A 21,872-nucleotide genomic window follows, 5' to 3' on the forward strand; every position below is an offset into this window, starting at 1 on the left:
CTCCCGTACCGCCCCTGGCGCGTGCCCGGGCTACTTCACGCCGAGGACCAGCCCGTCCGACGGCGAGCGCCAGACCGTACGGGCCTCCGCGAACCCGGCGTCGAGCAGCGTCCGCGCGTGCCAGGACTCGGGCGGGGTGTCGCCGTCCGCGTGCTCCCCGTAGATCTCGAAGCGGGCCTTCGTCGGCTCGGCGAGCTCCGGGTCGGCGGCCGCGAGGGCCCACCACTCCCGCCAGTCGAGCGCCCCGGCGGCCTTGGCCCGGTCCATGCCCGCGTGCCGGTGGGCGCGCTCGGCGGCGTTGATCCGCGGGGTGGCGGGGTCGGGCATGTGGTCGGCGTTCATGAACACCCCGCCGGTGCGCACCAGGGGCGCGAGCTGCCCGTACAGGACGGTGAGGTCCTTGCTGGGCAGCCAGTGCAGGGCGGTGGCCGTCAGGACGGCGTCGTAGGAGGTGTGGGGGAGGGCCGAGCGCCAGTCGGGGTCCTTGAGGTCGGCGGTCACGAAGGTGACGCGCGCGTCGCCCGCGAAGTGCCCCCGGGCGATGGTCAACAGCGCCGGGTCGAGATCGACCCCCGTACTGGTGGATTCCGGGAACCTCTTGAGGACGCGGTCCGTGATACTTCCCGTACCGCATGCGAGGTCCAGCACCCGGGGGGCGGTGCCCACCAGGGCCTCCACCATGTCCAGCATCACCCGGAACCGCTCCTCGCGGTCCGGCATGTACCACTCCTGCTGGCGGTCCCAGCTGTCCTGCCACGCCTGCCAGTCGGGCCGTGTCGTCTCAGTGCGCGCCGTATCCGCCACGGGAATCCTCCATGCGTAATACCCTCGAATATGTATCAGCCGTTACCCGAGACGATAATCCGCAGCCGTAAGGACTACAAGTGGAACTGGCCCATTACTCGGACTACGCCGTGCGCCTGGTCAACACCGAGGAGCCGGCCCGCAACAAGGATTCGCTGACCTCCGTGGACGCCGTCCGGGCGCTGTTCGGAGTCAGCGTGCAGATGGCCCGCCGGGTCACGGACGGCGACGTCACCCGCTTCCGCAACGTCCGCGGCCGGCTGCGCTCGGTCTTCGAAGCCGCCGACGCGGGGGACCACGTCCTCGCCGTCGACCTGCTGAACTCCCTGCTCATGGAGTTCCCCGTCAGCCCCCAGGTCTCCGGGCACGAGACGATCGGCGAGGACGGCGGCCCCGACTGGCACATCCACCTCGCCGACCACCCCTCCAACGCCTCCGCGGGCTACGCCGCGATCGCGTCCTTCGGGCTGGCCTTCCACCTCACCGAGCACGGCCCCGGCCGGCTGGGCCTCTGCCAGGCCGCGCCCTGCCGCAACGCCTACCTCGACACCTCCACCAACCGCTCCCGGCGCTACTGCTCCGACCGGTGCGCCACCCGCGCCAACGTGGCCGCCTACCGCGCCCGCAAGCGCCTGGAGGCCGAGGAGTCCGCGCGCAGCGGCCGCAGCGCCGAGGAGGCCCAGGAGAGCCGCGCCCTCAGCGAGCGCTGATCCTCCGCCGCGTGCTCGGGCCGCGGACGCGGCCTGAAGCGCGCGATCGCGGTCGCCAGGACCAGCTCGTCCGGCACCGCCCCGTAGTCCTCGCTGTCGCCCGTCTTGTTGAACGGGTTGTCGCCCAGCACCCACCACCCGCCCGGCCGCCGCTGCGCCGCGCGTTTGACGACCAGCAGGTCCTGCTGGAAGGGGTGGCGCAGCACCACGACGTTGCCCGGCCGCACCGGAGCCCCGTAACGGACCAGCAACTGGTCCCCGTGCAGCAGCGTCGGAGCCATCGAGGGGCCCGTCACCTCCAGGATTCCGATCCGCCGCAACGGCGACGTCCACTCCCGCGTCCGCCCGCGCGAGCCCGCGCTCTCCGCCATCCGTGGCCTCCTCACCCGGGCTCACCCGGACTCGCCCGGGTCGTCGTCCCACTGCGCATGCTGCCGCACTCTTCCGTACATTCGCGCACCGGCCCGGGCGCGGGTCTGGACTTTTGTCCCAAGCACACGGGGGCGCCCGCGAAAAGGGGCTTCCCACGGAGTAATCTCCCCCTTGAGAAGACGATCACGAGGAGGACAAACTCCATGCTTTCCCGCCTCTTCGCCCCCAAGGCGAAGGTCTCCGCCCACTGCGATCTTCCGTGCGGCGTGTACGACCCTGCCCAGGCCCGCATCGAGGCCGAGTCCGTCAAGGCCGTGCAGGAGAAGTACCAGGCCAACGAAGACGCCGACTTCCGCGCGCGCGCCATCACCATCAAGGAGCAGCGCGCCGAGCTCGCGAAGCACCACGTTTCGGTGCTGTGGAGCGACTACTTCAAGCCGCCGCACTTCGAGAAGTACCCGCAGCTGCACACCCTGGTCAACGACACCCTGAAGGCCCTCTCGGCCGCCAAGGCGTCGAACGACCCGGCGACCGGCGCCAAGGCGCTGGAGCTCATCGCCGAGATCGACCGCATCTTCTGGGAGACCAAGGCCGCCTGAGCGCGCCCTGATCGGCCCTGTCCTCCGGGACGATGACGAAGGGGCCCGACCGCGTCAGCGGCCGGGCCCCTTCGTCCGTTCCGGGACGTGCGCCGGTGTTCCGGGCGCCGTTGCGGGACGTGCACCGGGACTTACGCGTCCTCGTCCTCGTCCTCGTCGTCCAGGCGGGCCAGCCACGTGGCGAGGCGTTCCACCGGGACCTCGAAGTCCGGGTTCAGGTCGACGAAGGTGCGCAGCTGCTCGGCGAGCCACTCGAAGGTGACCTCCTCCTCGCCGCGCCGCTTCTCCAGCTCCTCGATGCCGCGATCGGTGAAGTACAAGTCGGGCTCCGTGCGGTGGTGGGGTGTTTCCCGCCAGGATAATCCGCCCGGACCGGGCCGCCGGACTTGACCGCTTTCCGCCGTTCGGGGACACCGCCCCCGGGGCAGGGATGGAGGGTCCCCGGCGGGAGGCAGGCGATGGACCATCCGGAGCCCGGCGATGGCGTGCTGCGGGCGCTCGGCTCGACGGAGCCGTCCGCCGAGGGCACCGCGCTGGTCCGCGGCGTACGGCGGGCCCGGCGGCTGGGGCTGCTGCGCGAGGTGCTGCGCGAGGTGGCCGAGGCCGTCCCCGGCGCGCAGGCGGCCGAACACTGGGCCCTGCTGGAGGAGGCCGGGCGGCGCGATCCCGGCGCGGCCGGCGACGTACTGCACTATCCGGCCACCGGAGTCTGGGCCGAGGAGACGCTGCGGCGGCTGCGCACACCGCACGGGCCGCCGCCCGACACCGGACACCTCGGGGCGCTCGCCGCCGCCGCGGCCCTGCGGGCCGGGATCGGGTTCAAGGCCACCCTGCGGCCCGCGCACGGACGCCTCGTACTGCCCACCCTCGGACTGCTGCGCCCGCAGCGCCCCGGCCCGCTCGTCGTCACCGAGGGCTCCTGGGACCCCGCTGACCCCGCCGCGCTGCCCCTGCACGCGCTCCCCGGCGGGCGGACCGCCCTCGACGACCTCGACCCCTACCGCGCCCCCGGAGCCGCGCACGCGGCCCGCCGGCTCACGCCCAAGGGCCACAAGCGCTGGGACACCCAGTGGTCCGGCGCCCTCACCCTGCTGCGGCGCTACGACACCGCCCGCGCGGAGGAGGCCGGCCGGCTGCTGCGCTCCCTCGTCCCGCTGTCCGGCAGCTCCCGGGCCACCGGCCGGACCCTGCCCGAGGCGGCCGGCTGCGTACTGGTGCGGGCGCAGGCGCCGCCCGCGCTGGCCGCCACCCTCGTCCACGAGGTGCAGCACGGGAAGCTGGCCGCACTGGCGCAGGCCGTCGCCCTGCACACCGCCGACCGCTCCGCGCGCTACTGGGCCCCCTGGCGCGGCGATCCACGGCCCCTGGAGGGGCTCCTGCGGGGCGCGTACGCACATCTGGCACTGGCGGGCTACTGGCAGCGCGCCGCGCTCTACGGGGCCAGGGGGGCGTGGGCGCAGCACGCCCGGATCCGGGCGCAGGTGGCGGCGGTGCTGCCGGTGCTCTCGGGGTGTGCGGAACTCACTTCCGCGGGGCGGGTGTTCGTCGACGCGATGGCCGCGGCCGAGCGGGCGATGGACGGCGTGCCGCCGCCCGGAGGGCAGAACGCGGCGGCTCGGGACGTGGTGGAGCGGGAGCGGGTGGCATGGTGCGAAGGGCATCCCGCGCTTGCCGGGTTCACGCTGGCCTGAGGCAGGTCCGCCCGGGCGGCGGCACACGGTCGGCCCTGCGGGGCGCGTCCCCTACCCGCCCTTCCCCCGTTCCCCGGGCTCCGCCCGGACGCGAAAGGATCGCCTCACACGCCGGCGGGGCTGGAAAGAGTCGGGCTGGACTCGGGCGGGGTGGGTTTCGGGGGTTTGCGGGTCATGTGGCGGACGTCCGGGACCAGGAGGACGGCTGCGGTGACCGTGATGACCAGGGCCGCGCAGGACCAGAGGGCCGAGGTGCGGCCGATGGCGGATTCCACCGGGCCGGCGACCGCCGTGGCCAGGGGGAGCATCGAGACCGAGCCGAACCAGTCGTAGGCGGAGACCCGGGAGAACTTCTCCTCGGGGATCTCCTGGTGCATCGTCGTCATCCAGCTCACGCCGAACACCTCGATGGCCGTGCCGCTCACGAACATCACCGCGCACAGGCCCCACACAGGCAGCGGCACCGCCAGCCCCGCCGAGGGGAGCGCGAGCGGGAACACGCACAGGGTTCCGACCAGCAGCAGCCGGCGCGGTTTCCACACCATCATCAGGACGGCCCCGCCGATGGTGCCGAGGCCGAAGAAGGCCAGGGCCAGGCCCCACGGAGCCGCCCCGCCCAGCCGGTCCCGGGCGACCAGGGGCCCGTACACCGCCTCGGCGGCGCCGACGACGGCCACGACGACGGAGAACTGGAGCACGATGCTCCACAGCCAGGGCCGGGTCCTGAACTCCACCCAGCCCTCGCGCAGATCGGCCAGCAGGCCGCCGCCGGGCGCCCGGTCGGCGACGTGGCTCACGTCGAGGAAGGCCCGCAGGGCTCCGGCGACGGCGAAGGCGGCCGCGTCCACGGCGAGGACCCAGCCGGGGCCCACCGCGGCGATCATGGCTCCGCCGAGGGCCGCTCCGCCGATGCCGGCGCCGTTCATGGCCATCCGGAAGAGGGCGAAGGCGCGGTTGGAGTGCTCGCCGGAGACGCTGGACAGGAGCATGCCCTCGGCGGCCGGGTTGAAGAAGGCCGTACCGGTGCCGCACAGCGCGGTGAGGAGCATCATCTGCCACAGCCGGGGCTCGCCGGTCAGGACGAGGACGGCGAAGGCGGCCTGCGAGAGGCAGTTGAGGGCGTTGGCCGCGACCATGACGTGGTGGCGGGGTATCCGGTCGGCGATGGCTCCGCCGATGAGCAGGAAGAGGACGAGCGGCAGCGTCCGGGCGGCGGCCACCAGGCCGACGTCTCCGACGGAACCGCCGGCCTCGATGACGGCGAAGGAGGCCGCGATGAGCGCTCCGTGGCTCCCGAGGTTGGTGACGACCGCCGCCGCCGTCAGCAGGCTGTAGTTGCGGCCGGCCCAGGCCGGGCGGCGCGATGCCTTCACCGGACGGAGGGTGTCGGAGGGACGGGCGGGGGGAGAGCTCACCCCCGGACTATCCCCGTCCGGGGCCGGGAATCCAAACGGATTACCGGCCCGGACGGTACGGCGCGAAAGGTCAGCCGGTGTTGAGGCGGACGCTGCTGAGGATCTTTTCGTAGGTCTCCTTGCTGACTTCGCCCTCGACGCCGGCGGCGCCGTAGAGGATCCAGCTGGAGAGGTCACCCTTGGCGGTCGTGAAGCTGAAGGCGATGGACTTGCCGTCGGAGGAGCACTTGTTCTCCTTCGGCAGACCGGACACGGTCGCGGTCGCCATGTGGCCCTTGAGGCCGGAGGTGGTGGTGTACTCCTTCGCCTCGGAGACCTGGACGGTGCCCTTCGGCGCCTTCTGCGCGTACGCGGCGAACACCCAGTTGCCGGCTTCGTTGCGCGCGGCCTCGGCGGTGTCCTTGGCGCCCATGCCGCCCTTGGTGCCGGTGCCCGCCAGCGAGGTCGATTCCTCCTTGCCGTCCTTGTTGGAGTCGACCTTGCACCAGTCCTCCTTGAGGGAGGCGGGTGCCGACATCATGACGAGGGGGCTGCCGTCGTTCTTGGAGTCGTCGCTGAAGCCGGTCGACATGCCCGAGGACAGGACGTTCCATTCCGGCGGGACGTCGAAGGCCGTCCCGTACTTCGGGTTGATGACGACCTTCCAGCCCGGGATGACGGGCTTGGCGTCGGCGCCGCCGCGCGGGTTGGCGCTCGGGCTCGCCGGGGCGGGTGCGCCCGAAGAGGCCGGGGCGGAGGGGGAGTTGCTCGGCTTGTCGTCCGCCCGGTCGCTGGTCTTGTCGTCCCGGGTGAGGACGAACGCCCCGGTGGCCGCCGCCGCCACGACGACGGCGGAGGCCGCGACGATGGCCACGGTCTTGGTCGAGAACGGGCTCCCGCTCCGGGGCGGCTGCGGTGCGCCGGGCGGCGGCGTGCCTCCCCACTGCGGTACGGGAACGGTCGGCGGCTGCTGGCCCCACTGCTGGGGGGCGGGCTGCTGCTGCGGGTACCCGTAGGCGGGCCCGGGCTGCTGCTCGCCCTGCGCCGCGGTCGGCTGCTGCTGGTACGGGTTCGGCGTTCCCGGCTGCTGCTGGTACGGGTTCTGATGCGCGTCCTGAGGGTTCTGTTCTCCCCCGGGCGGCTGCTGCTGTCCTGGCCACATGGCCGGTAACGATAGTGGGAGGGGAGACCGGGAGCCACGGCCGCCCCCGTACAGGTATGGCCAATGCCGCTTACTCGCGGGTAACATCGCTCTCCATGAGCGCTGAACAGATGAACGTGGGCGAACTCCTCGCCGCCACCGTGCCGATGGCCAAGACCCTGAACCTCCAGTTCCTGGAGACCACGCCCGAGCGCGCGGTCGTCCGGCTCCCGGACCAGCCGGACTTCCACAACCACCTCGGCGGCCCGCACGCCGGCGCCATGTTCACCCTCGCCGAGTCCGCGAGCGGCGCGATCGTCCTGGCCGCCTTCGGCGACCAGCTCTCGCGCGCCGTGCCCCTCGCGGTGAAGGCCGAGATCGGCTACAAGAAGCTCGCCAAGGGCGTCGTGACGGCCACCGCCACCCTCGGCCGCCCGGCCGCCGAGGTCGTCGCCGAACTCGACGCGGGCGGCCGCCCCGAGTTCCCCGTCACCATCGCCATCCAGCGCGAGGACGAGGCCGTGACCGGCGAGATGACCGTCGTCTGGACGCTCCGGCCGAATGACCAGGGGAAATGACGTTCTGCTCAGACTCTGAGCACATGCTGGTCACTTCCCTTCCCGTTACGCGGAGTTGGCACACGTAGCGTAGCGGAGAGGAACGCGTCCACGGCCGTCGAACCGCGATCACCCGCAGCGATCCGGCCGTGGACGTACCGCTCGAAGGTGATCTCCGGGTTCTCGTGCCCCAGCCAGTCCGCTACGTCCACCGGGGACTCCCCGGCCTCGATCCACCGTGTTGCGCAGATATGCCGGAGCATCTTGATCCCGTTCTCCAGCGAGGCGGCGTAAGGGGTGCCACCCGGCCCGGGGGAGTCGGGCATGACGCCGGCCTGCACGCATGCCGCCTTCCACGGACGCTCACGGAATCTCTTCAGATGGATCACCTGCATCCGCTCGTTGGTGAACATGAGCCGGACCACGCGCGGACGGAACTGCTTGTTTGGCTTGGCATCCGGGTCGTACCAGGGCAATGCCACCTCAACGGGTGGAAACTCCTGCATGTGCAGGCGCAGCACCTCCGCCAAGCCGCCGGAGAGCGGGGCGCGACGCACCTTCTCGTACTTCGGCAGCTTGAAGCACCACCCGTGCCCCTTGACCTCCTGTACCTGGCGCCGGATGTCCACCCAGCCGTTCACAAAGTCGACGTCATCGGGTGAGAAGCCGACTAGCTCACCCGGCCGCAACGCCGCGCCGACGCCAAGCAGCCCCGTGCCCCGGAACCGCGAGGGAAGTCCCCGGATCACACCCGACGTGATCTCGTCCGCCCAGACGTGCACGCGCCGCGACACTGGAGACGAACGGCGTCGTCGCGGCTTCACCGCGACCACCGACTCGGCCTTGCACGGGTTCGCGGCCAGCAGCCCGTCGTCCACGGCCGCCGTCAGCAGCGTCGACAAGGTAGAGAAGATCGACTCTGCATAGGCCGAGCTGGCATCCAGGCACTTCACGAAATCCCGGATGTGCTTCACGGTCAATGAGGCCACCACTCGATCTCCGAGGATCGGGTACACGTACAGGCGGAGGTGCCGCTCGTACGCCGCCAGCGTGGCGAGGTTGCCGTTCCGGTCCAGCCACGCGGTGCCGTACTGCTCCAGCGTGGTCCCCTTCGCCTCCGGCCGCAGGTACGTACCCGACCGCAGCTTGTGCTCGATCTCGCTCTTGAACGCGTCGGCCTCGCCCTTCGTGGCGAAGCACCTTGGGACAATGCGTCCCTCGTGGCGGAAGCGAATGCGGTGTGGTTTCTTCATCTCGACGCCGTGCTCGGATGACGGATACAGCGGGTTCCTGGCCGTCCCGCAGTTGCAGGGCACCATCCCCGGCTTGGGGCGGTTCAGGTGCCACCGATGGTCGTACCAGGCCAGCGTCGCCATCAGATGCTCCTCCTCGCGGCGCGCAGCCGCGCCTCGGGGTCGATTACTTGGGTGTGCGCCTTCTGCCACCGCTGTACGTCGGCCGGCCGGTAGAACACTTCGCGGCAGCCGTCGCGCTTCACGTAGGCGGGGCCTCGGCCGGTGGAGCGCCAGTTGCGCAGGGTTTTCGGCGCGATCCGCAGGAAAGTGGCGGCCTCGGCGCTACTCCACAGCTGATCAGAGCGGGGCATCCCGGCCTCCTGTTTTCGGACACAGACCTCCTCTGGACCGGGACTCAAGAGGTCGCCCCGGGACATCCGGAGCTGTGCAACAGGAAGCCAGCTTCGAGCGCCGCGCCCAAGCGCCGTTCACCCCTTTGCCAGCGAGACCAGTCGATGGTGCTGGGCTGCGTGACTATCCCGTCCGTGCTCGTTCCGGTCGACCCCTCCAGCCATGGATGCGGGTCGGATAGTCCATAGGTGTGACTTATTAACTGCTCAAAATTCACTCATGATTGAGTCCTTCCGATTCATCCGAAATGCCTGAATCGGAGGCCGCTCCATGCCCACGTTCGTCCCCAGCCGGCTGACCGCCGCCCGCACCCTGCGCGGTCTGACCCAGCCCCAACTCGGCCAGCGCATCGGCAAGTCGGGCAACGCCATCTACACCTACGAGGTGGGCCGAGTGAACCCGCCGGACTACGTGGTCGGCCTCCTTGCCCAAGCCCTCGGCCTCGGCGTAGCCGACTTCTACGAGCCCGATCCCGAGGACCCGGTTCTCCGCGCCATCCACGACTTCGACGGCGAGCCCTGGCTCACCCAGGAGATGCCCGACCTTGGCCTGTCGGTACAGCGCCGGCCCCCTGCTCGCACCCCCATCCCTGCCTGAACCCCCACGCCACTGCCCCCAGCCGGGCCAGGCCGGGCGCAGCAGATCGGAGTAAATCCCTTGTCACCCACGACTCTTCAGCAGCCGCGCCCCGAGCCGGAATCCGCCGAGCCGGTGAATCCGCGCGGCCTGGGCGACATGACCGCCGCGCAGGCCGTAGCCGCCCTCACGCGCCGCCCCGGCGTCCTGCCGCGGCCCGGCGGCACCAATGTCTCACTGATGCTGCCCGCGGCCTTCGTGGGCCCGCTGGTGGGCCTCCAAGTGCTCGGCTTCGCGCCGTCCGATCGCCGACCACGTCTCGACCTCCGGGTCCGCCACCTGACCGACGAGGGCGAGGTGGTCGAAGACGGTCTGCGGCGGGTGCACCACGTCCACCTGCTGCGCCAGCTCGGCGGCCTGCGCCGCGGCGAGTGGACGGTGGGCCGCTTCGCGCGGATGGCCCGGCATGGGGCCCAGTGGCAGGCGCTGCCGCATCGGGTCGGGCCGCGCCCGCGGGTGCGTACCGCCGCATGACGAAGGCCCCCGCGCCACCACGCACGGGAGCCTCGCAAAGCTTGACCTGCTGAACCTTTACTTAACCTAAGGAGATTCTTCCATGCGTCAAAATCCTAAGCAAACGCGCACTTCGGAATGCGCCCGACTGGGCGACGCCGCAGAGCGCTTGCACCGAATGGGCTTGCATCTGTTCCCCGCCGACCACCCGTACCTGACTGAACCTGCGTGCCTGCGCATGCACCACCCCGACCAGATCCGCACCGAGCGTGCAAAGGGCACCGCCCACCCGCGCGGCAAGCACCCGTCCGTGAAGTGGTCGGCCACGGCGTCGAACGACCCGTCGGCGGCGGCGCGTTGGTACGGCGCCGGGCTGCGCAACATCGGGATCGCCTGCGCGCCCTCCGGACTCCTGGTCCTGGACGACGACACCGGAACCGCCCTCGCCGACCTGTGCGCCGACCATGATCGCGACATGCCCCAGACGTTCACGGTCGCCACCCGGGCCGGCCGTCAGCACTTCTACTTCCGCCAGCCCCAAGATGTGCTAGGCAACGGGCTGGGCGCCCTCGCCGGCCGCGGCTTCGACGTCCGCGGCGGCGTCACTGCCACCTCAATGCATGGCGGCTACGTCATTGCCCCCGGCTCCCGCCACGAGACCAGCGCCGTCTACACGACGCTCGACTGGGACGCCGAGATCATCCCGCTGCCCGGCTGGATCGAGTCCCTGCTCCGCGCCGCCTCTCACACGCCCCGCCGCGCCCGTGGAGGTGGCCGGGTGGAGGCCTCGGACTTGGTCGGCGTCCTCGCCAAGCTGCTCGACCAGGGCGAGGGCAACCGCAACAACCTGTTGTGGTGGGCTGCCTGCCGCTGCGCCGAGGCTGTACTGGACGGGGTCGACGAGGATGCCGTCGGCGACGTCCTCGCCACCTGCGCCGAGCAGGTCGGCCTCACCGCCTGGGAGGCCCGCAACGCCCTCGCCCGCGCCATCCGTACCGTTGCCCGGGGGGTGGCGGCGTGAGCACCGACACCACATGGGCCGCGTTCGATCGTGCGGTGAAGGATGCGGACGCCACCCACCGCGTCCACGTTCCCGAGGTCAAGCAGCTGCTTGAAAGCCGCGGACTGCTCGGCGAAGGAAACGATTCTGCCGTCTCACAACCCACCCTGGGAGCGAAGACTGCCGATTCCGGGAAGGGAGCACCGAAGGGAGCAGACCCCCGTGTGCTGCCCTCTTCGCTCCCTTCGCCCTCTTCGCTCCCTTCACGGGATCAACAAGAACCGAAGAAGCCTTCCGTCCTCCGCGAGATCTACGGCGTCAAGTTCAGCACCTTGCGCACCCTGCGCAAGGACTGGCTGTGGGAGACGTCCACCCACAAGATCATCCCCACGGGTGAGGCCGGGTACGTCGCCGGTCCGGGCGGCCTAGGGAAGTCCACCCTCATCCAGCAGCAGATCGCCGCGCCGCTGACGCTCGGCACACTTCCCGGCATCTACTACGGCGAGCCGCGCAACGTCGCCGTCTTCTGCGCGGAGGACTCCTACGAACACATCGTCAAGCCCCGCCTTGAAGCCGCCCGCGCCGACCTCGAACGAGTCTTCAAGATCGCCGCACGCACGCCGGAGCGCGACGACATGGTGCCCCAGTTCCCCTACGACGCCGAGTCGCTAGAGGCATTCATCCGCGCGAACGACATCGCGTTCATCCTGCTCGACCCCGTCATGTCCTGCCTCGGCGCCGACGTCAAGCACAACGACCCCCAGTCGATCCGCCGCGTCTTCGACGCCTTCCAACCCGTCTGCGAGTCCACCGCAGCCACGCTGATCAGCGTCATGCACCTCAACCGCAAGCACGGCGAGGACTCGACCGCCCGCATGTCCGGCGCCCACTCGTACAGCGACTGCGCCCGCGTCGGGTTCGTCTTCGCCGAGGTGGAGGAGAACACCTACGTCGTCAGCCAGAAGAAGAACAGCTACGCGCCGGAGAAGATGCCCGATCTCGCCTACCACTTCGACTCGGCCGCGGTGCTCGCCGAGGACGGCCTGCCGGTCAGCGTGGGCCTGATCGTCATCGACGGCGAGTCGGACGTATCAGCTGACGACGCGCTGACAGCCCCTCGCCAGAACGCGGAGCAGCGCGAGGAGGCCACCGACCTGGCCGGTGTCCTGCGCGAATACTTCATGGAGCACGGGGCCGGCGAGTTCCGTGAGATCCCGGCCAGCGAGATCCCGTCGATCGCCAAGGCGATCGGAGTGTCGAGCGACCAGCTCAAGCGCGCCAAGCGGAAAGCCGGGATTAAGTCCGGCAAGGCGCAGGGCGCCTTTGAAGGCGGCTGGGTCTGGTACTTCGTCGAGCCGCAGGCCGACGACCGCCCCCCGGCTGACGGTGGAGACGACAAGAAGAACCCCACGAAGGGAGCGAAGGAGGCGAAGGGAGCGAAGAGTGCGGGTCACAGGGGTTCGCCCCCTTCGGCGCCCTCTTCGCAAAACCAGCGGAATCCGGCATCCGAAACTGACACTGCCACCCCGTGGGCTCCCCGAGACGGCATGCCCACCCTCGCCAGCACCTCCCCCGACAAGCTGCTGATGGCGGCCGACGTGGTCGATGACTGGGCAGCCAAGCACGCGCCCGGCTTGTGGGCGCCTGGAACCTGCGGACGGTGCCACCAGGACGGTCTCGCGCTCAACACGCAACACGAGGTGTGTGCGCGCTGCCTCCGGGAGCACGCCGCCGAACTCCGCGCCGCGGCACCCGAGTCCCCGGAAAACTCCGAGCCGGTGCCGCCGGCGGAGGCGCCGACGAATCAGCCGGAGCCGACGAAGCGTAAGGGCCCCGCCCCCGGCACCGGCGGCCGGAAGCCGTCCACCACTCCGCAGCAGGACGCCGCGATCGTCAAGCGTGCGCTTGACGGGGAGGCGTACGAGGAGATTGCCGCGGACTTCAAGGTCTCGATCGGCACCGTCAAGAACCGCGTTCGCGACGCCCGCACAGCCAAGGTGGACGCCTGCGACCACGTTCCTCAGCACATCCTTGGAACGACGACCTGACTGCGTGCTCCGGCCCGCTCGCGAACGTCACCTCGAATCGCGCGAACAGACCGGTGCGGGTGACGGCCCTTAGATGCGCGAGAACAGCTTGAGGAAGCGCAGCAGCTCGCGCAGCACCCCAACGGCTCGCCCTGCCCGCTTCGAGTCCGGGTGCAGCACCGCGACGAAGACACAGAACGCGATGAGGCTGCTCGTGTCCACGCATGGGCCACGATGCGAGAAGCTGGCGGCGCCACTGTTCTGTCGATGCCGCACACCAACGCTGCGACCCTGCGGGCATGACGATGAGCCAGCTCGGACAGATTTACGCCTTCAGGTACTAACGGCAGATGCAGGGGGAGACGACTGTCGGTCGCCTTGGACCGAGGGCTGCTCACGCGGGCGGCCTCACAGGACCAAAAGCCCCGAAACTGACTGCGACCGCACGCTTGGCGCTAGTCTTCGAAGGTACTGCTGGCCGCTTAAATGGAGGTGGGTTCGGCGATGACGGATGCTAACCCCTCACAGAAACTTGTGACGCGTTGGGATGTTCCTCAAGAGAACCTTCCCAAGCAAGTCTTGACCGCAGCGATGGACGGCCGCTTGTTCCTGTTGCCCGACAAGACGATCGATGGGGTTGGAATCTATCGGGACGATGTGGCCGGCCTCGTAAAAACACTGAGGCACAACGGCGTGGATATTGATTTCGCCTCGGTCAGGGAAGACCGGCGGTACCTCAGTGAATACGGCGCCGCCGGTGAGGTGGTGGCGGTGATCGCGCTTGCAGTGGCAGGGAACTACACTGGCGATGTCATCAAGAGTATTGCTCGGACAGCATGGCAACGTGCGCGTTCCGCGATTGGGTCCGCTTCTCCTGGAGAGGAAGTCGAGTCCGCGTATGTGACAGTCAGGATCGCGGAGATCGTAAGGAGTGATCAAGAGACTGTAATTCGCGGCCTGGAGATCACCAGCCCTGTGGCAGACATTGAAAGTCTCCTGCGCGGCGCACTTTCTGACCGCCATCCGACAGAACTATCTTCTGGAAGCCCGAGCTCTGCCCCTTCGGAAGACGCACCCGAATGAGGTTTTCGGGTTACATAGTTCGCACCGGCGTTCCCCTTCCTCCGGCATCAGGTCCGGCACGCATGGCGATGCTGCGCCAGGACGGCGTGGAGGCGCTACGGGAGTCCGCGCGCCTGTATGGGGAATGCTGCCGTAGCGTGACGCAAACATGGGGGGTGGGGCATTCGAAGCTTCCTTCGTGGGAAGCCACTACCAAGTCAATTCAGCGCAATGGCTTACGATCGATGGAATCTCAAAAGCAATTCCTCGTCAAGGTGTGGTCGCCTGCACGAAAGCAGCTTCGCCGTGAAATTAGCAGGCGGGCAAATACCTCTCCGCTCAATATTGAACTCCCCGCCCTGCGCGCCAAAAAATTTGACGTCCGACATTACGAAGTGATGGCGGAAGGGCTCGATTTGAATGCACGCGAACAGGGGCACGTTGATCCTTGGCAGGCCTTGGAAAGAACGGCGCGGGAGTCCCTCGTGCGGGCTGTCGATGCATTCAATTTCCTGGAGGATACAGACCTGTCCGAACTGGCTCATCAGCATGCCCATGGGGTGGCAGCGCTGGTGTGCGGAATCTTCGGATGCCGCATCGAGTATAGCGAAGGTAGCTATTGGGACACCTGTCGGCTCTCGCTGATGCATAAAAGGGTGGGAATGTCTGCCGGATTCACAGCGGCGCGGCGATGCTCCCTGTGTAGAGAAGATATTGACCTATGCCCGCACCTACTCGACACTCTTTATGAAGTTCGGGTCGAGCGTAGCCCCGATGGGACATGTAGTGCCTGCGGGCGCCCTAATTGCTTGCATGGCGATGGTGAAATTGCACGGGTTTACCCACACCCAGTGATGGATGAATTTAGAATCCATGAAGTGACTTTGGTGCGCAGGCCCAGAGACCCGCTGGCCCGCATTTCAAAACTCGAACTCAATCCTGGCCTTCTAGCCCGCACCTTGGGAGGGAATCCCAACGGCCGTGACGTCTCGTGCCACCGATGCCTCCATCCCTGCGCGGGTTTTAAGTCGACTCCGACGGGCTGAACGGCTAAGACCTGGACCGCCGTGCTTCAGGACGCCACATCGCGCTGACCTGCGCTGACGTCCAGATCGGGAGTGCAGCCCGTGCCTGTGGCCCACACATGGCCCACGGGGCGCTGCGAGAGGAGCCCGAGCCAGCGCTTCTTGCCAAGCTGGTCCCGGATGACTACTGGGACCGGAGGGATCACGTCCTGAAGATCTGGCGCTTCCGTCAGTACCCGCAGGGGACTTCCCCCGCGGACGCGTCGGGGAGCCGCTGAAGCATGAAAACGGTCTCCGCGGCTGCTCGGACGCCACGAGGACGGGTATTCCGGCACGATGGGTGCGGAGACCCTGCCGGAGCGCACCCGGCAGAGCCGGCGGCCCAAGGTCTGCTGGATTGGCCGACACATCGTCTCGTGCCCAGCTGGGCAGACGATCGCGTCGCCCAGCCGGCGCAGTTCATGGACCTGGCGTCTTCCACAAGGGCTGTCCGCAGCTACATCGCCTGTATCCAGAGGATCAGCAGCGTCACTGCTGCGGCGCCGAGCTTGAACGCGGCTCCGCGCAGTGCGTAGGGAGCGGCGTCGCGCAGGAGCTGGCGAAAGAGGCCGGATTTCTCGGCCGATGAGGTGCTTTTGGACATGGCGAAGTCTCCTTCGGTGCATGTGCGTTGAGGGTCTGTATTTCCCGGCACCCGGGGCTGACTGGAGGTTAGGAGCGGCGGACGAGGCTGGCGACTATCCGCGGCGAATCCCGCCAGGAACCGTGTCTCCTCGTGGCCACCAGGGGGCGAACGGTGTCCACCAGCTGTTTTAGGGGAGTGGCCTCTAACAGCCTCTAAAGGCCTCTAAGAACCTCTAGGTAGTCGGAGCGTAAGTTGGCCGGTTTGATGCGGTCATGGCGGGAGTCTGGCATGTCTCCAGTGCAGCCTCACGTCGCTTGGGGTCATATCAGCCAGCCGGAACAGGTGAGTTCTGGTGAGTTCCGGTGAGGCCGTCCGAGGGCTTCCGAGAACAGCTCGTCCGGAACTCACCGGTGGTGCGGCAGGGAGTCCGCCTTGTCGGAGGGGTGCGCCGACCGGTCAGCAGCCCCTCGGCTCCGCGGCCGGCCACTCAAGAAACGTTCAGGCCTTCCACAAGACGGTGTTGTGCTCCAGGTCAACGACCTCGATCCACTCCAACCGCGGAATGAGGCGCTCGACCACACGCCAGTGGGCACTGCCCTGGTTCCACTGGGACAGGTGCCATCCGTCAGGGCGTCGTACAGGGATGCCGAGTGACTGGTGGGCGTTGCTCGGAACGTGCTTCTTTCCCCAGGGGTGCCACTCGTGCGCGTCCGCCTCCGGGATCTGCACCTGGAAGCGGATGGGGTAGTCCGCCCGGAACGCCCACGGAAGGAGTTCGCGATCCTGCGAGTCGCTGAGGTGCACGGTCTTCGGTACGTCCCCTCCCGCGGCGCCCCAGCGGGGTTCCAGGCAGCCAGATGCGTCGATCGCGGGCCAGTGCTCGGGCTTGGTGAAGTGGTACAGAGTTATCGCCATGGCGGTGACTCTAAGGCTGCGTCAGGGCCGACTCTTCCGGCTCCGCGTAACCGCCTTCACCTGGGCCCCGGTCGACAACCTTCTCGTCATCGGCTAGGCCGGCGAGGGCGGCACGGCGACGCCCCGCCCGGATAGCGGCGGAGGCGGCCAGCCCCGGGCACGAGAAAGAGCGCCGGCCGCCTCCCGAAGGAGGGGTTAGGACCCGGCGCTCTTGGTGATCCCGGATACGACTCGCGATCGATCCCGACACTACCAGCAGCGCCGCGGCGGTGTCACTGCCTGAGGGCACTGTCAGCGGAATTGATACTGCTTTGAGGCCACGGCCTTGAATTGAATTCTGAATTTCTATTTGAGACTCCAGGTAGAGAAATCCCGAAAAAAACGGCTTAAGGGTGCCCCCGCCCTGGTATTAGGGCCGAGAAATTGCGAGAATGGGGTCATGCCCGCGTAGGACCGGGCCGACCGGATACGACGTCTCGCGATAGGGGTTTCTCGAAAATGGCTCAAGGTCCAGGGGGCAGCTATGCCCTGACACCGGCACAGCGCGCCATTGTGCAGCGCGCAGCGTGGGGCTTGCTACGCGTCTCGTACGAAACGTGGGCCCCGGACGTCGTCCGGTACTACTCACGCGAAGTTGATGTCCGCATCACGGGCATAAAGGGGGAGCGGCGCGGCGGAGTGCGCATGGACTCCGTGGAAAAGCTCATCCGTGAGGGCATACTCGCCCGTCCCCCTCGGGCCAGTTCGGTCCGCGTGACGGAAGCGGGACGATGCGCTCTGGAAGGTCTCCCCGTTCCGGTGCCGGTTGCCGTGCCCAACCCTGCGCCGGTCGAACCCGTCGTCGAGACCCCGGTCGCGACGGTGCCGGAGAAGACTGCCGCGCAGTGGAACGGCTTGCAGCGCGCGGTGGGAAAGGCGGTAGCGGGGGAGCAGGGTCACCAGCCGCGCCAAGTGCCTTTCGAGTCGACCGACGTACGTGAGGCATTCACGTCCGCCGATGGGGGACTCTCTTTCCAGCTCTTCCGCCTGCCCGATGACTGCACGTCGGAAGTCCTCTTGGGGGAGCGCGCCGAAAAGGTTGCGGCTTTCGAAAAGGCCGTGGCCAAGCGCGACAAGGGAAAGCCCGAGTGGAAGTCATTCGGCAAGGGCCACGTGAAGCTCAAGCCGCGAAAGGCTCCGAAGCAGGACAGGACTCCGGCGGACGTGCTCCAGGCATGGTCCGGGGAGGTCACGCACGAAGTCATATGCAACCGCTGCGACGGCGGTTTCGACTGCGTCTGTCGTGAGGACATCTCCGCAGTGCTCGCCGATATGGGCGGCCCGGTTGTCGACGCTGACGCGGTCGCGTCCGGCCGTGCGCGCCGCTCCGGCATCACCGAAACTACCGTGCGCCACGAGTGCGCTGATCAAATTGCCCTGGGGGAAGACGTGCCGGTTGTCGAGTCTGCGCCTGAGCCGACCCAGGGTGACCCGCTGCTGACCACGTACCCGCCGCTGGTGGGCCCGCTGCCGCTCTCCCCGGAGCAGGAGATCACAGTTCTGGAGCCCGGTTACGAGCGGGTGATCCAGTGGGGCCAGGAATGGCGGATGCACAGCAACGCCAAGGGGCGCGTGGTGGAAGTTCACCCGGTGGACCAGGAGATGAAGTTCCGTCATGCCTGCGATATCACCCGGTCACATGCTCTGGAGACCGTGATCCGCTGCGGTTCCTTCGCGTCCATGTCGTTTTGCGAATCCCGTGACGAGAACCTGGAACTTGTCGGTCTGTGGGATGAGACCAAGACCCGTTGCGAGATGTGCGAAAGCGGCTGGGCGTGGGGGCGGGGCGAGTCCCAGAAGCTCAAGGTTCGTGTGGCCGAACGCTTCGACGTCGCGGTGTGCGCCGGTAATTTCCACGGCGGTCTGCTGAACCTGGTCCCGAAGGAGTACACGGACGACTTCAAGACGGTGGACCAGGAGAAGCAGGCTCGCGCCGACTACGCCGCGTGGGTCGGAGGGACGGGGGAGAAGCCTCCGACGGCGGCGGAGCGTCGGGCGCTGGCCGAGTCCAAGCGAGGGACGACCACGCGCGAAATCGACGGCCACACCTTCACCGCGAAGTGGGAGAAGCACCAGTTCGTCATCAGGTACTTCAAGCACGCCTTGCAGGTAGGGGCGACCCTCGAAGACGCCTTCGGGCGCCTGGAAACGGGCCTGCGGGAGCACCCGGAGGACTACGCGGCGGAGATGGCGGAGCACGGTCCCAAGAGGGCGAAGAAGAGCACCAGCACGGGGGAGAGCAGCGTCATGGGCAGGGGCTCGAAGGCGCCGCGCAAGGTGTCGGCGGTCAAGGTCGGCGACATTGAGTTCAGCTCCAAGAACACGTTCCCGTGCATCGCCAAGATCATGGGGCACTCCTACGTGCTGCGGAAGCTCGCTGGGACGTTCAGCGCCCAGCATGAGCACTCGGACGGGGCGCGGCTGATCTTCGAGGGGGAGGACCCGAAGAACCGGTGCCGGACCGGCGGGGACTCGTTCCCCAACCTGCCCGCAGTCAAGCGCGCCATCCTGGCCGACGCTGTGGCCCGCGGCGAGGCCGTCGAGGAGCAGCAGGTGGAGCCCCCGGCCAAGGGGCAGCCGGAGCCGGTGGAGGCCGCGCCGTCGAGCCTGCCCCGTCCGCTGCGGCTGGCCCTGGAGCGGGAGGCTGCCGAGGAGCAAGCGGAGCCCGCCTCGGTCTTGCCCAAGGGCGTCCGGGTCGAGGAGCGGGCCGACGGCTGGGCCATCACCTGCAAGCACCATCACTCGCCGTTGGTCACCATCACGTCTGGGCTGCGGGACCGCGAGGCGGCCGTCGACTACGCGTGGTCTCACGTGGAGGGCGCACCGCGTCAGCACAAGGAGGTGGGGGAGCGCCCCATGTCACCCGTCGTTGCCGAGGCCGTGCGCGTGATCGAAGCGCGACGGCCCGAGCGGAAGGCAGTCTCCTGGGAGGCCATGCGCCAGGAGGGCGGCGACGCCAACAAGGTTCACGGGGTCATCGTCACGGGCGCCAACGAGGGCGGGGACTGCGACCTTTGCGGGCGCGGCTTCGGCTTCCTCGTCGAGGTCGAGTGCGAGGGCGCGCCGTACCAGGCAGACCGGTGGTGCCTCGGCCGGTACACCGACGTGGTGGAGCAGGACGGCCGCGACTTCGAGGCCCTCGCGTGCGAGTACGAAGGGCGTGAGTGGAAGGAGTTCGTGAACGCCGGGGGAGAGGTGCGCCGCGCGCAGCGTGCATGGGAGCGGCTGGAGCGGCTTACCTACATCGCGTGGTGGCTGGAGCACTTCGAGGCGGAGGGCATGGGGGGCGAGCTGCGCGACGGCGAGCACCTCGGGCACGTCGTCGACGCCAACGGGTCGTACGCGAGTGACGTGACCCTCGCCTACGGGCACACCTACCAGGCGAAAGACCGCACGGCGAAGGGCGCGCCCGTGTGGAACGTCATCCACCTGGCCACGGGTGAGAAGGTCATCCGCAGTGGGGACAGGGCCGCCGTACTGGCAGCCCTGCGGGCCGATCAGGAACGCCGAATCCTGGCCGAAGTCGCCGAGCACCAGGCCGCGGACGCCGAGGAAATCGGAGAGAAAATCCTCCAGGTTCCGGCCGGCGAGTCGGGCCCGGACTCTGCGCTTGCCGACACAGCCGAAATCCCGGTCAAGGCGCAGCCGACGCCGGGCCTGTACGCCCCCGTACTCCAGGTCGAGGAGCGCCAGGGCGAGGACGCCGACGCCTGCCGCAAGGGCGGTCACCGGTACGTGTGGCTGTGCGTCGAGGCCGAGGGCGTCGCCCGCATCCTGCGCAGCTATCTGACGTGCGCCTGCACGGGGGAGAAGCTCGGCAACTTCGGCCGGAGCGGGCCGTCCATGAACCAGGGCACGCAGCGGAAGCCCCTGGGCATCCGGGACGCCTCGAAGGCGTCCGCCTTGGGCGTCGCCTCCCGCAACAGCTACACCACGAAGGGGCCGTGGGTAGTGGTCTCCGACACCATGAAGCGCTGCCCCGTCGAGTGGGACCACGCCAAGCCGGTTGCGGTGGCCGCGGACCCTGCGCGGAGGGTCACCGTTTCCGAGCGGCTGAGAGCTGAACTGGAGGCCCAGCCGAAGGCGACGCCGGGCCACATGGCGGCGCTCCTGGAGAAGCACGTGGGGCCGGACTGGAGGCCGTTGGAGGCCACGGCTGACCCCGTGTTCGATGAGGTCGAGGAGGAGCCGCAGGCAGTCGTACAGGGCCTTGCACCCCTAACCCGGCAGCAGCGGGCGGCAGCGTGGCGGCTCGCGGCGGGGGAGCCCTCTCCGGCCGTGACCGTGACCCGGCTGGACGCGTGCGACATCTCCGTCAGTCTCAACCGCGGGGCGGGGTTCGTCTCCCTCGTGGAGCAGCCCGCCGTAGTGGCCGCGCCCGTCCTCGCCGAGCTGACGGTGGGGGAGCCGCTGCCGACGCCGCACCGGACCATCCCGGGTGTCTACGAGAACGGGGAATCGGTCCTGGTGGACGGCGAACGTCCAGCCACCGTGAGCTCGTCCGACTTCGGATTCGTCCGCGTCCGCTACGACGACGCCCCCGAACTGACGCACCGCATGGACCGGGCCCGCCTGGTCCGCGTCACCGGTGACGGCCGTACCCCGATCGCCCTGCCCTACCAGCAGCCTGCCCGGGTGTTCGTCATGGAGCCCGCCCCGCGCGACTGGTTCGCGGCCAAGGTGACACCTGCCCCGCTGGTCGAGGAGGAAGGCCCTGACTACGCCGCGATCTCTGCTGCGAACCGTGCCGCGGCCGTCGTCGCCGACGTCGAGGAGCACCAGGAGCACCAGGTGGACCAGGACGCCCCGGGCCTGACGTGGGCTGAGGTGTCCGCCGGTCTGGATGAGCTGTGGGCCCTGCTGGACGCGGAGCGGGAGGTGTTGGGCGCCGCGGCCCCGTCTGTGCGGACCTTCGAGGAGGTCATGGCGGAGATCAGGCTGGAGCGCGCGGAGGTTGCCGGTCCGGAGGTGGTGCCGGTCCCCATCAGGACGGGGGTCCCCGTGAGGCTGCGGCGAGACCTGATGAGCCTGGCGGCATCCACAGCCCTGGTGACGATGCTCGGCGCGAGCGTGGCTGAGGTGGTGGCGCCCAGGGTGTGACGCGGGGGACTGGCCGGGGCGAGTGCACCGCTCCGGCCGGTCGCGGGGGACGCCGCCGCGGGAGCAGCCTCCGAGG

General features: G+C 68.9%; 21 protein-coding genes. 11 read left to right on the top strand and 10 right to left on the bottom strand.

What is annotated here, in order from left to right; genetic code table 11:
* Window positions 1–30 precede the first annotated feature (30 nt).
* Window positions 31–720 carry a class I SAM-dependent methyltransferase gene (locus ACWGDE_RS07450; protein WP_453388085.1) on the bottom strand — a complete coding sequence of 230 codons (690 nt, stop codon included), beginning with the start codon at window positions 718–720 and terminating at the stop codon, window positions 31–33.
* 164 nt (window positions 721–884) lie between these two features.
* Here ACWGDE_RS07450 and ACWGDE_RS07455 point away from each other — a divergent pair, with 164 nt between their 5' ends.
* Window positions 885–1,514 (top strand): CGNR zinc finger domain-containing protein, encoded by a 630-nt coding sequence (locus tag ACWGDE_RS07455; protein WP_453388033.1) that lies wholly within the window; start codon window positions 885–887, stop codon window positions 1,512–1,514.
* Here ACWGDE_RS07455 and sodX read toward each other — a convergent pair.
* Window positions 1,418–1,885: a nickel-type superoxide dismutase maturation protease gene (gene sodX, locus ACWGDE_RS07460; RefSeq protein WP_453388034.1), complete on the bottom strand. Its 468-nt coding sequence runs from the start codon at window positions 1,883–1,885 to the stop codon at window positions 1,418–1,420. The genes ACWGDE_RS07455 and sodX overlap by 97 nt on opposite strands.
* Window positions 1,886–2,089: 204 nt before the next feature.
* Between sodX and sodN the strand changes: the two genes are divergently transcribed.
* Window positions 2,090–2,485 (top strand): superoxide dismutase, Ni, encoded by a 396-nt coding sequence (gene sodN, locus ACWGDE_RS07465; RefSeq protein ID WP_030009413.1) that lies wholly within the window; start codon window positions 2,090–2,092, stop codon window positions 2,483–2,485.
* Between the two features lie 131 nt (window positions 2,486–2,616).
* Here sodN and ACWGDE_RS07470 read toward each other — a convergent pair whose 3' ends face one another.
* Window positions 2,617–2,805 (bottom strand): DUF6104 family protein, encoded by a 189-nt coding sequence (locus ACWGDE_RS07470; RefSeq protein WP_052873789.1) that lies wholly within the window; start codon window positions 2,803–2,805, stop codon window positions 2,617–2,619.
* Between the two features lie 138 nt (window positions 2,806–2,943).
* Between ACWGDE_RS07470 and ACWGDE_RS07475 the strand changes: the two genes are divergently transcribed.
* On the top strand, window positions 2,944–4,176 hold the full coding sequence (locus ACWGDE_RS07475) for an aKG-HExxH-type peptide beta-hydroxylase (RefSeq protein ID WP_453388035.1): 1,233 nt from the start codon (window positions 2,944–2,946) through the stop codon (window positions 4,174–4,176).
* 104 nt (window positions 4,177–4,280) lie between these two features.
* Here the strand turns inward: ACWGDE_RS07475 and ACWGDE_RS07480 are convergent, their stop codons facing one another.
* Window positions 4,281–5,591: an MFS transporter gene (locus ACWGDE_RS07480; protein ID WP_453388036.1), complete on the bottom strand. Its 1,311-nt coding sequence runs from the start codon at window positions 5,589–5,591 to the stop codon at window positions 4,281–4,283.
* 70 nt (window positions 5,592–5,661) lie between these two features.
* Window positions 5,662–6,732 carry a hypothetical protein gene (locus tag ACWGDE_RS07485; protein WP_453388037.1) on the bottom strand — a complete coding sequence of 357 codons (1,071 nt, stop codon included), beginning with the start codon at window positions 6,730–6,732 and terminating at the stop codon, window positions 5,662–5,664.
* Between the two features lie 95 nt (window positions 6,733–6,827).
* Here ACWGDE_RS07485 and ACWGDE_RS07490 point away from each other — a divergent pair, with 95 nt between their 5' ends.
* Window positions 6,828–7,289, top strand: a complete 462-nt coding sequence (locus ACWGDE_RS07490; RefSeq protein ID WP_453388038.1) for a DUF4442 domain-containing protein — start codon at window positions 6,828–6,830, stop codon at window positions 7,287–7,289.
* Window positions 7,290–7,297: 8 nt separating this feature from the next.
* On the opposite strand, the gene ACWGDE_RS07495 is transcribed toward ACWGDE_RS07490, so the two are convergent.
* Window positions 7,298–8,644 (bottom strand): site-specific integrase, encoded by a 1,347-nt coding sequence (locus tag ACWGDE_RS07495; RefSeq protein WP_453388039.1) that lies wholly within the window; start codon window positions 8,642–8,644, stop codon window positions 7,298–7,300.
* Entirely contained in the window at window positions 8,644–8,874 is a 231-nt protein-coding gene (locus ACWGDE_RS07500) for a helix-turn-helix transcriptional regulator (protein WP_453388040.1), read from the bottom strand. The genes ACWGDE_RS07495 and ACWGDE_RS07500 overlap by 1 nt, the downstream gene beginning before the upstream one ends.
* A gap of 310 nt (window positions 8,875–9,184) precedes the next feature.
* Between ACWGDE_RS07500 and ACWGDE_RS07505 the strand changes: the two genes are divergently transcribed.
* From ACWGDE_RS07505 to ACWGDE_RS07520, 4 genes are all read left to right on the top strand, one after another.
* Window positions 9,185–9,511: a helix-turn-helix transcriptional regulator gene (locus ACWGDE_RS07505; protein ID WP_453388041.1), complete on the top strand. Its 327-nt coding sequence runs from the start codon at window positions 9,185–9,187 to the stop codon at window positions 9,509–9,511.
* A 60-nt stretch (window positions 9,512–9,571) separates the two neighbouring features.
* The gene (locus ACWGDE_RS07510; RefSeq protein ID WP_453388042.1) at window positions 9,572–10,024 is read left to right on the top strand and encodes a hypothetical protein; all 453 of its coding nucleotides are present in this window, start codon (window positions 9,572–9,574) and stop codon (window positions 10,022–10,024) included.
* 157 nt (window positions 10,025–10,181) lie between these two features.
* A complete protein-coding gene (locus ACWGDE_RS07515) occupies window positions 10,182–11,024 on the top strand; it encodes a bifunctional DNA primase/polymerase (RefSeq protein WP_453388043.1) in 843 nt (280 codons plus the stop codon).
* Window positions 11,021–13,051 (top strand): AAA family ATPase, encoded by a 2,031-nt coding sequence (locus ACWGDE_RS07520; RefSeq protein WP_453388044.1) that lies wholly within the window; start codon window positions 11,021–11,023, stop codon window positions 13,049–13,051. The genes ACWGDE_RS07515 and ACWGDE_RS07520 overlap by 4 nt, the downstream gene beginning before the upstream one ends.
* A 69-nt stretch (window positions 13,052–13,120) precedes the next feature.
* On the opposite strand, the gene ACWGDE_RS07525 is transcribed toward ACWGDE_RS07520, so the two are convergent.
* A complete protein-coding gene (locus ACWGDE_RS07525) occupies window positions 13,121–13,252 on the bottom strand; it encodes a hypothetical protein (protein WP_453388045.1) in 132 nt (43 codons plus the stop codon).
* Window positions 13,253–13,534: 282 nt separating this feature from the next.
* Here ACWGDE_RS07525 and ACWGDE_RS07530 point away from each other — a divergent pair, with 282 nt between their 5' ends.
* Together ACWGDE_RS07530 and ACWGDE_RS07535 are read left to right on the top strand one after the other, a co-directional pair.
* On the top strand, window positions 13,535–14,113 hold the full coding sequence (locus ACWGDE_RS07530) for a hypothetical protein (RefSeq protein WP_453388046.1): 579 nt from the start codon (window positions 13,535–13,537) through the stop codon (window positions 14,111–14,113).
* Between the two features lie 62 nt (window positions 14,114–14,175).
* Window positions 14,176–15,138 (top strand): hypothetical protein, encoded by a 963-nt coding sequence (locus tag ACWGDE_RS07535; protein ID WP_453388047.1) that lies wholly within the window; start codon window positions 14,176–14,178, stop codon window positions 15,136–15,138.
* 475 nt (window positions 15,139–15,613) lie between these two features.
* Here ACWGDE_RS07535 and ACWGDE_RS07540 read toward each other — a convergent pair whose 3' ends face one another.
* Both ACWGDE_RS07540 and ACWGDE_RS07545 read right to left on the bottom strand, forming a co-directional pair.
* The gene (locus ACWGDE_RS07540; RefSeq protein WP_453388048.1) at window positions 15,614–15,760 is read right to left on the bottom strand and encodes a hypothetical protein; all 147 of its coding nucleotides are present in this window, start codon (window positions 15,758–15,760) and stop codon (window positions 15,614–15,616) included.
* Between the two features lie 480 nt (window positions 15,761–16,240).
* Window positions 16,241–16,657 (bottom strand): hypothetical protein, encoded by a 417-nt coding sequence (locus ACWGDE_RS07545; protein ID WP_453388049.1) that lies wholly within the window; start codon window positions 16,655–16,657, stop codon window positions 16,241–16,243.
* 1,098 nt (window positions 16,658–17,755) lie between these two features.
* Between ACWGDE_RS07545 and ACWGDE_RS07550 the strand changes: the two genes are divergently transcribed.
* Complete coding sequence (locus tag ACWGDE_RS07550) at window positions 17,756–21,796, top strand: hypothetical protein (protein ID WP_453388050.1); 4,041 nt, start codon at window positions 17,756–17,758, stop codon at window positions 21,794–21,796.
* The last annotated feature ends 76 nt before the right edge of the window (window positions 21,797–21,872 follow it).

The organism is Streptomyces sp. NPDC054956, assembly GCF_053609185.1.

Bases quoted from the DNA above. Each gene is read 5' to 3' on its own strand.
- sodN (WP_030009413.1), top strand. From the start codon at position 2,090: ATGCTTTCCCGCCTCTTCGCCCCCAAGGCGAAGGTCTCCGCCCACTGC.
- sodX (WP_453388034.1), bottom strand. From the start codon at position 1,885: ATGGCGGAGAGCGCGGGCTCGCGCGGGCGGACGCGGGAGTGGACGTCG.
- ACWGDE_RS07540 (WP_453388048.1), bottom strand. From the start codon at position 15,760: ATGTCCAAAAGCACCTCATCGGCCGAGAAATCCGGCCTCTTTCGCCAG.
- ACWGDE_RS07450 (WP_453388085.1), bottom strand. From the start codon at position 720: ATGCCGGACCGCGAGGAGCGGTTCCGGGTGATGCTGGACATGGTGGAG.
- ACWGDE_RS07515 (WP_453388043.1), top strand. From the start codon at position 10,182: ATGGGCTTGCATCTGTTCCCCGCCGACCACCCGTACCTGACTGAACCT.
- ACWGDE_RS07500 (WP_453388040.1), bottom strand. From the start codon at position 8,874: ATGCCCCGCTCTGATCAGCTGTGGAGTAGCGCCGAGGCCGCCACTTTC.
- ACWGDE_RS07530 (WP_453388046.1), top strand. From the start codon at position 13,535: ATGACGGATGCTAACCCCTCACAGAAACTTGTGACGCGTTGGGATGTT.
- ACWGDE_RS07495 (WP_453388039.1), bottom strand. From the start codon at position 8,644: ATGGCGACGCTGGCCTGGTACGACCATCGGTGGCACCTGAACCGCCCC.
- ACWGDE_RS07535 (WP_453388047.1), top strand. From the start codon at position 14,176: ATGGCGATGCTGCGCCAGGACGGCGTGGAGGCGCTACGGGAGTCCGCG.
- ACWGDE_RS07545 (WP_453388049.1), bottom strand. From the start codon at position 16,657: ATGGCGATAACTCTGTACCACTTCACCAAGCCCGAGCACTGGCCCGCG.
- ACWGDE_RS07490 (WP_453388038.1), top strand. From the start codon at position 6,828: ATGAGCGCTGAACAGATGAACGTGGGCGAACTCCTCGCCGCCACCGTG.
- ACWGDE_RS07485 (WP_453388037.1), bottom strand. From the start codon at position 6,732: ATGTGGCCAGGACAGCAGCAGCCGCCCGGGGGAGAACAGAACCCTCAG.
- ACWGDE_RS07475 (WP_453388035.1), top strand. From the start codon at position 2,944: ATGGACCATCCGGAGCCCGGCGATGGCGTGCTGCGGGCGCTCGGCTCG.
- ACWGDE_RS07505 (WP_453388041.1), top strand. From the start codon at position 9,185: ATGCCCACGTTCGTCCCCAGCCGGCTGACCGCCGCCCGCACCCTGCGC.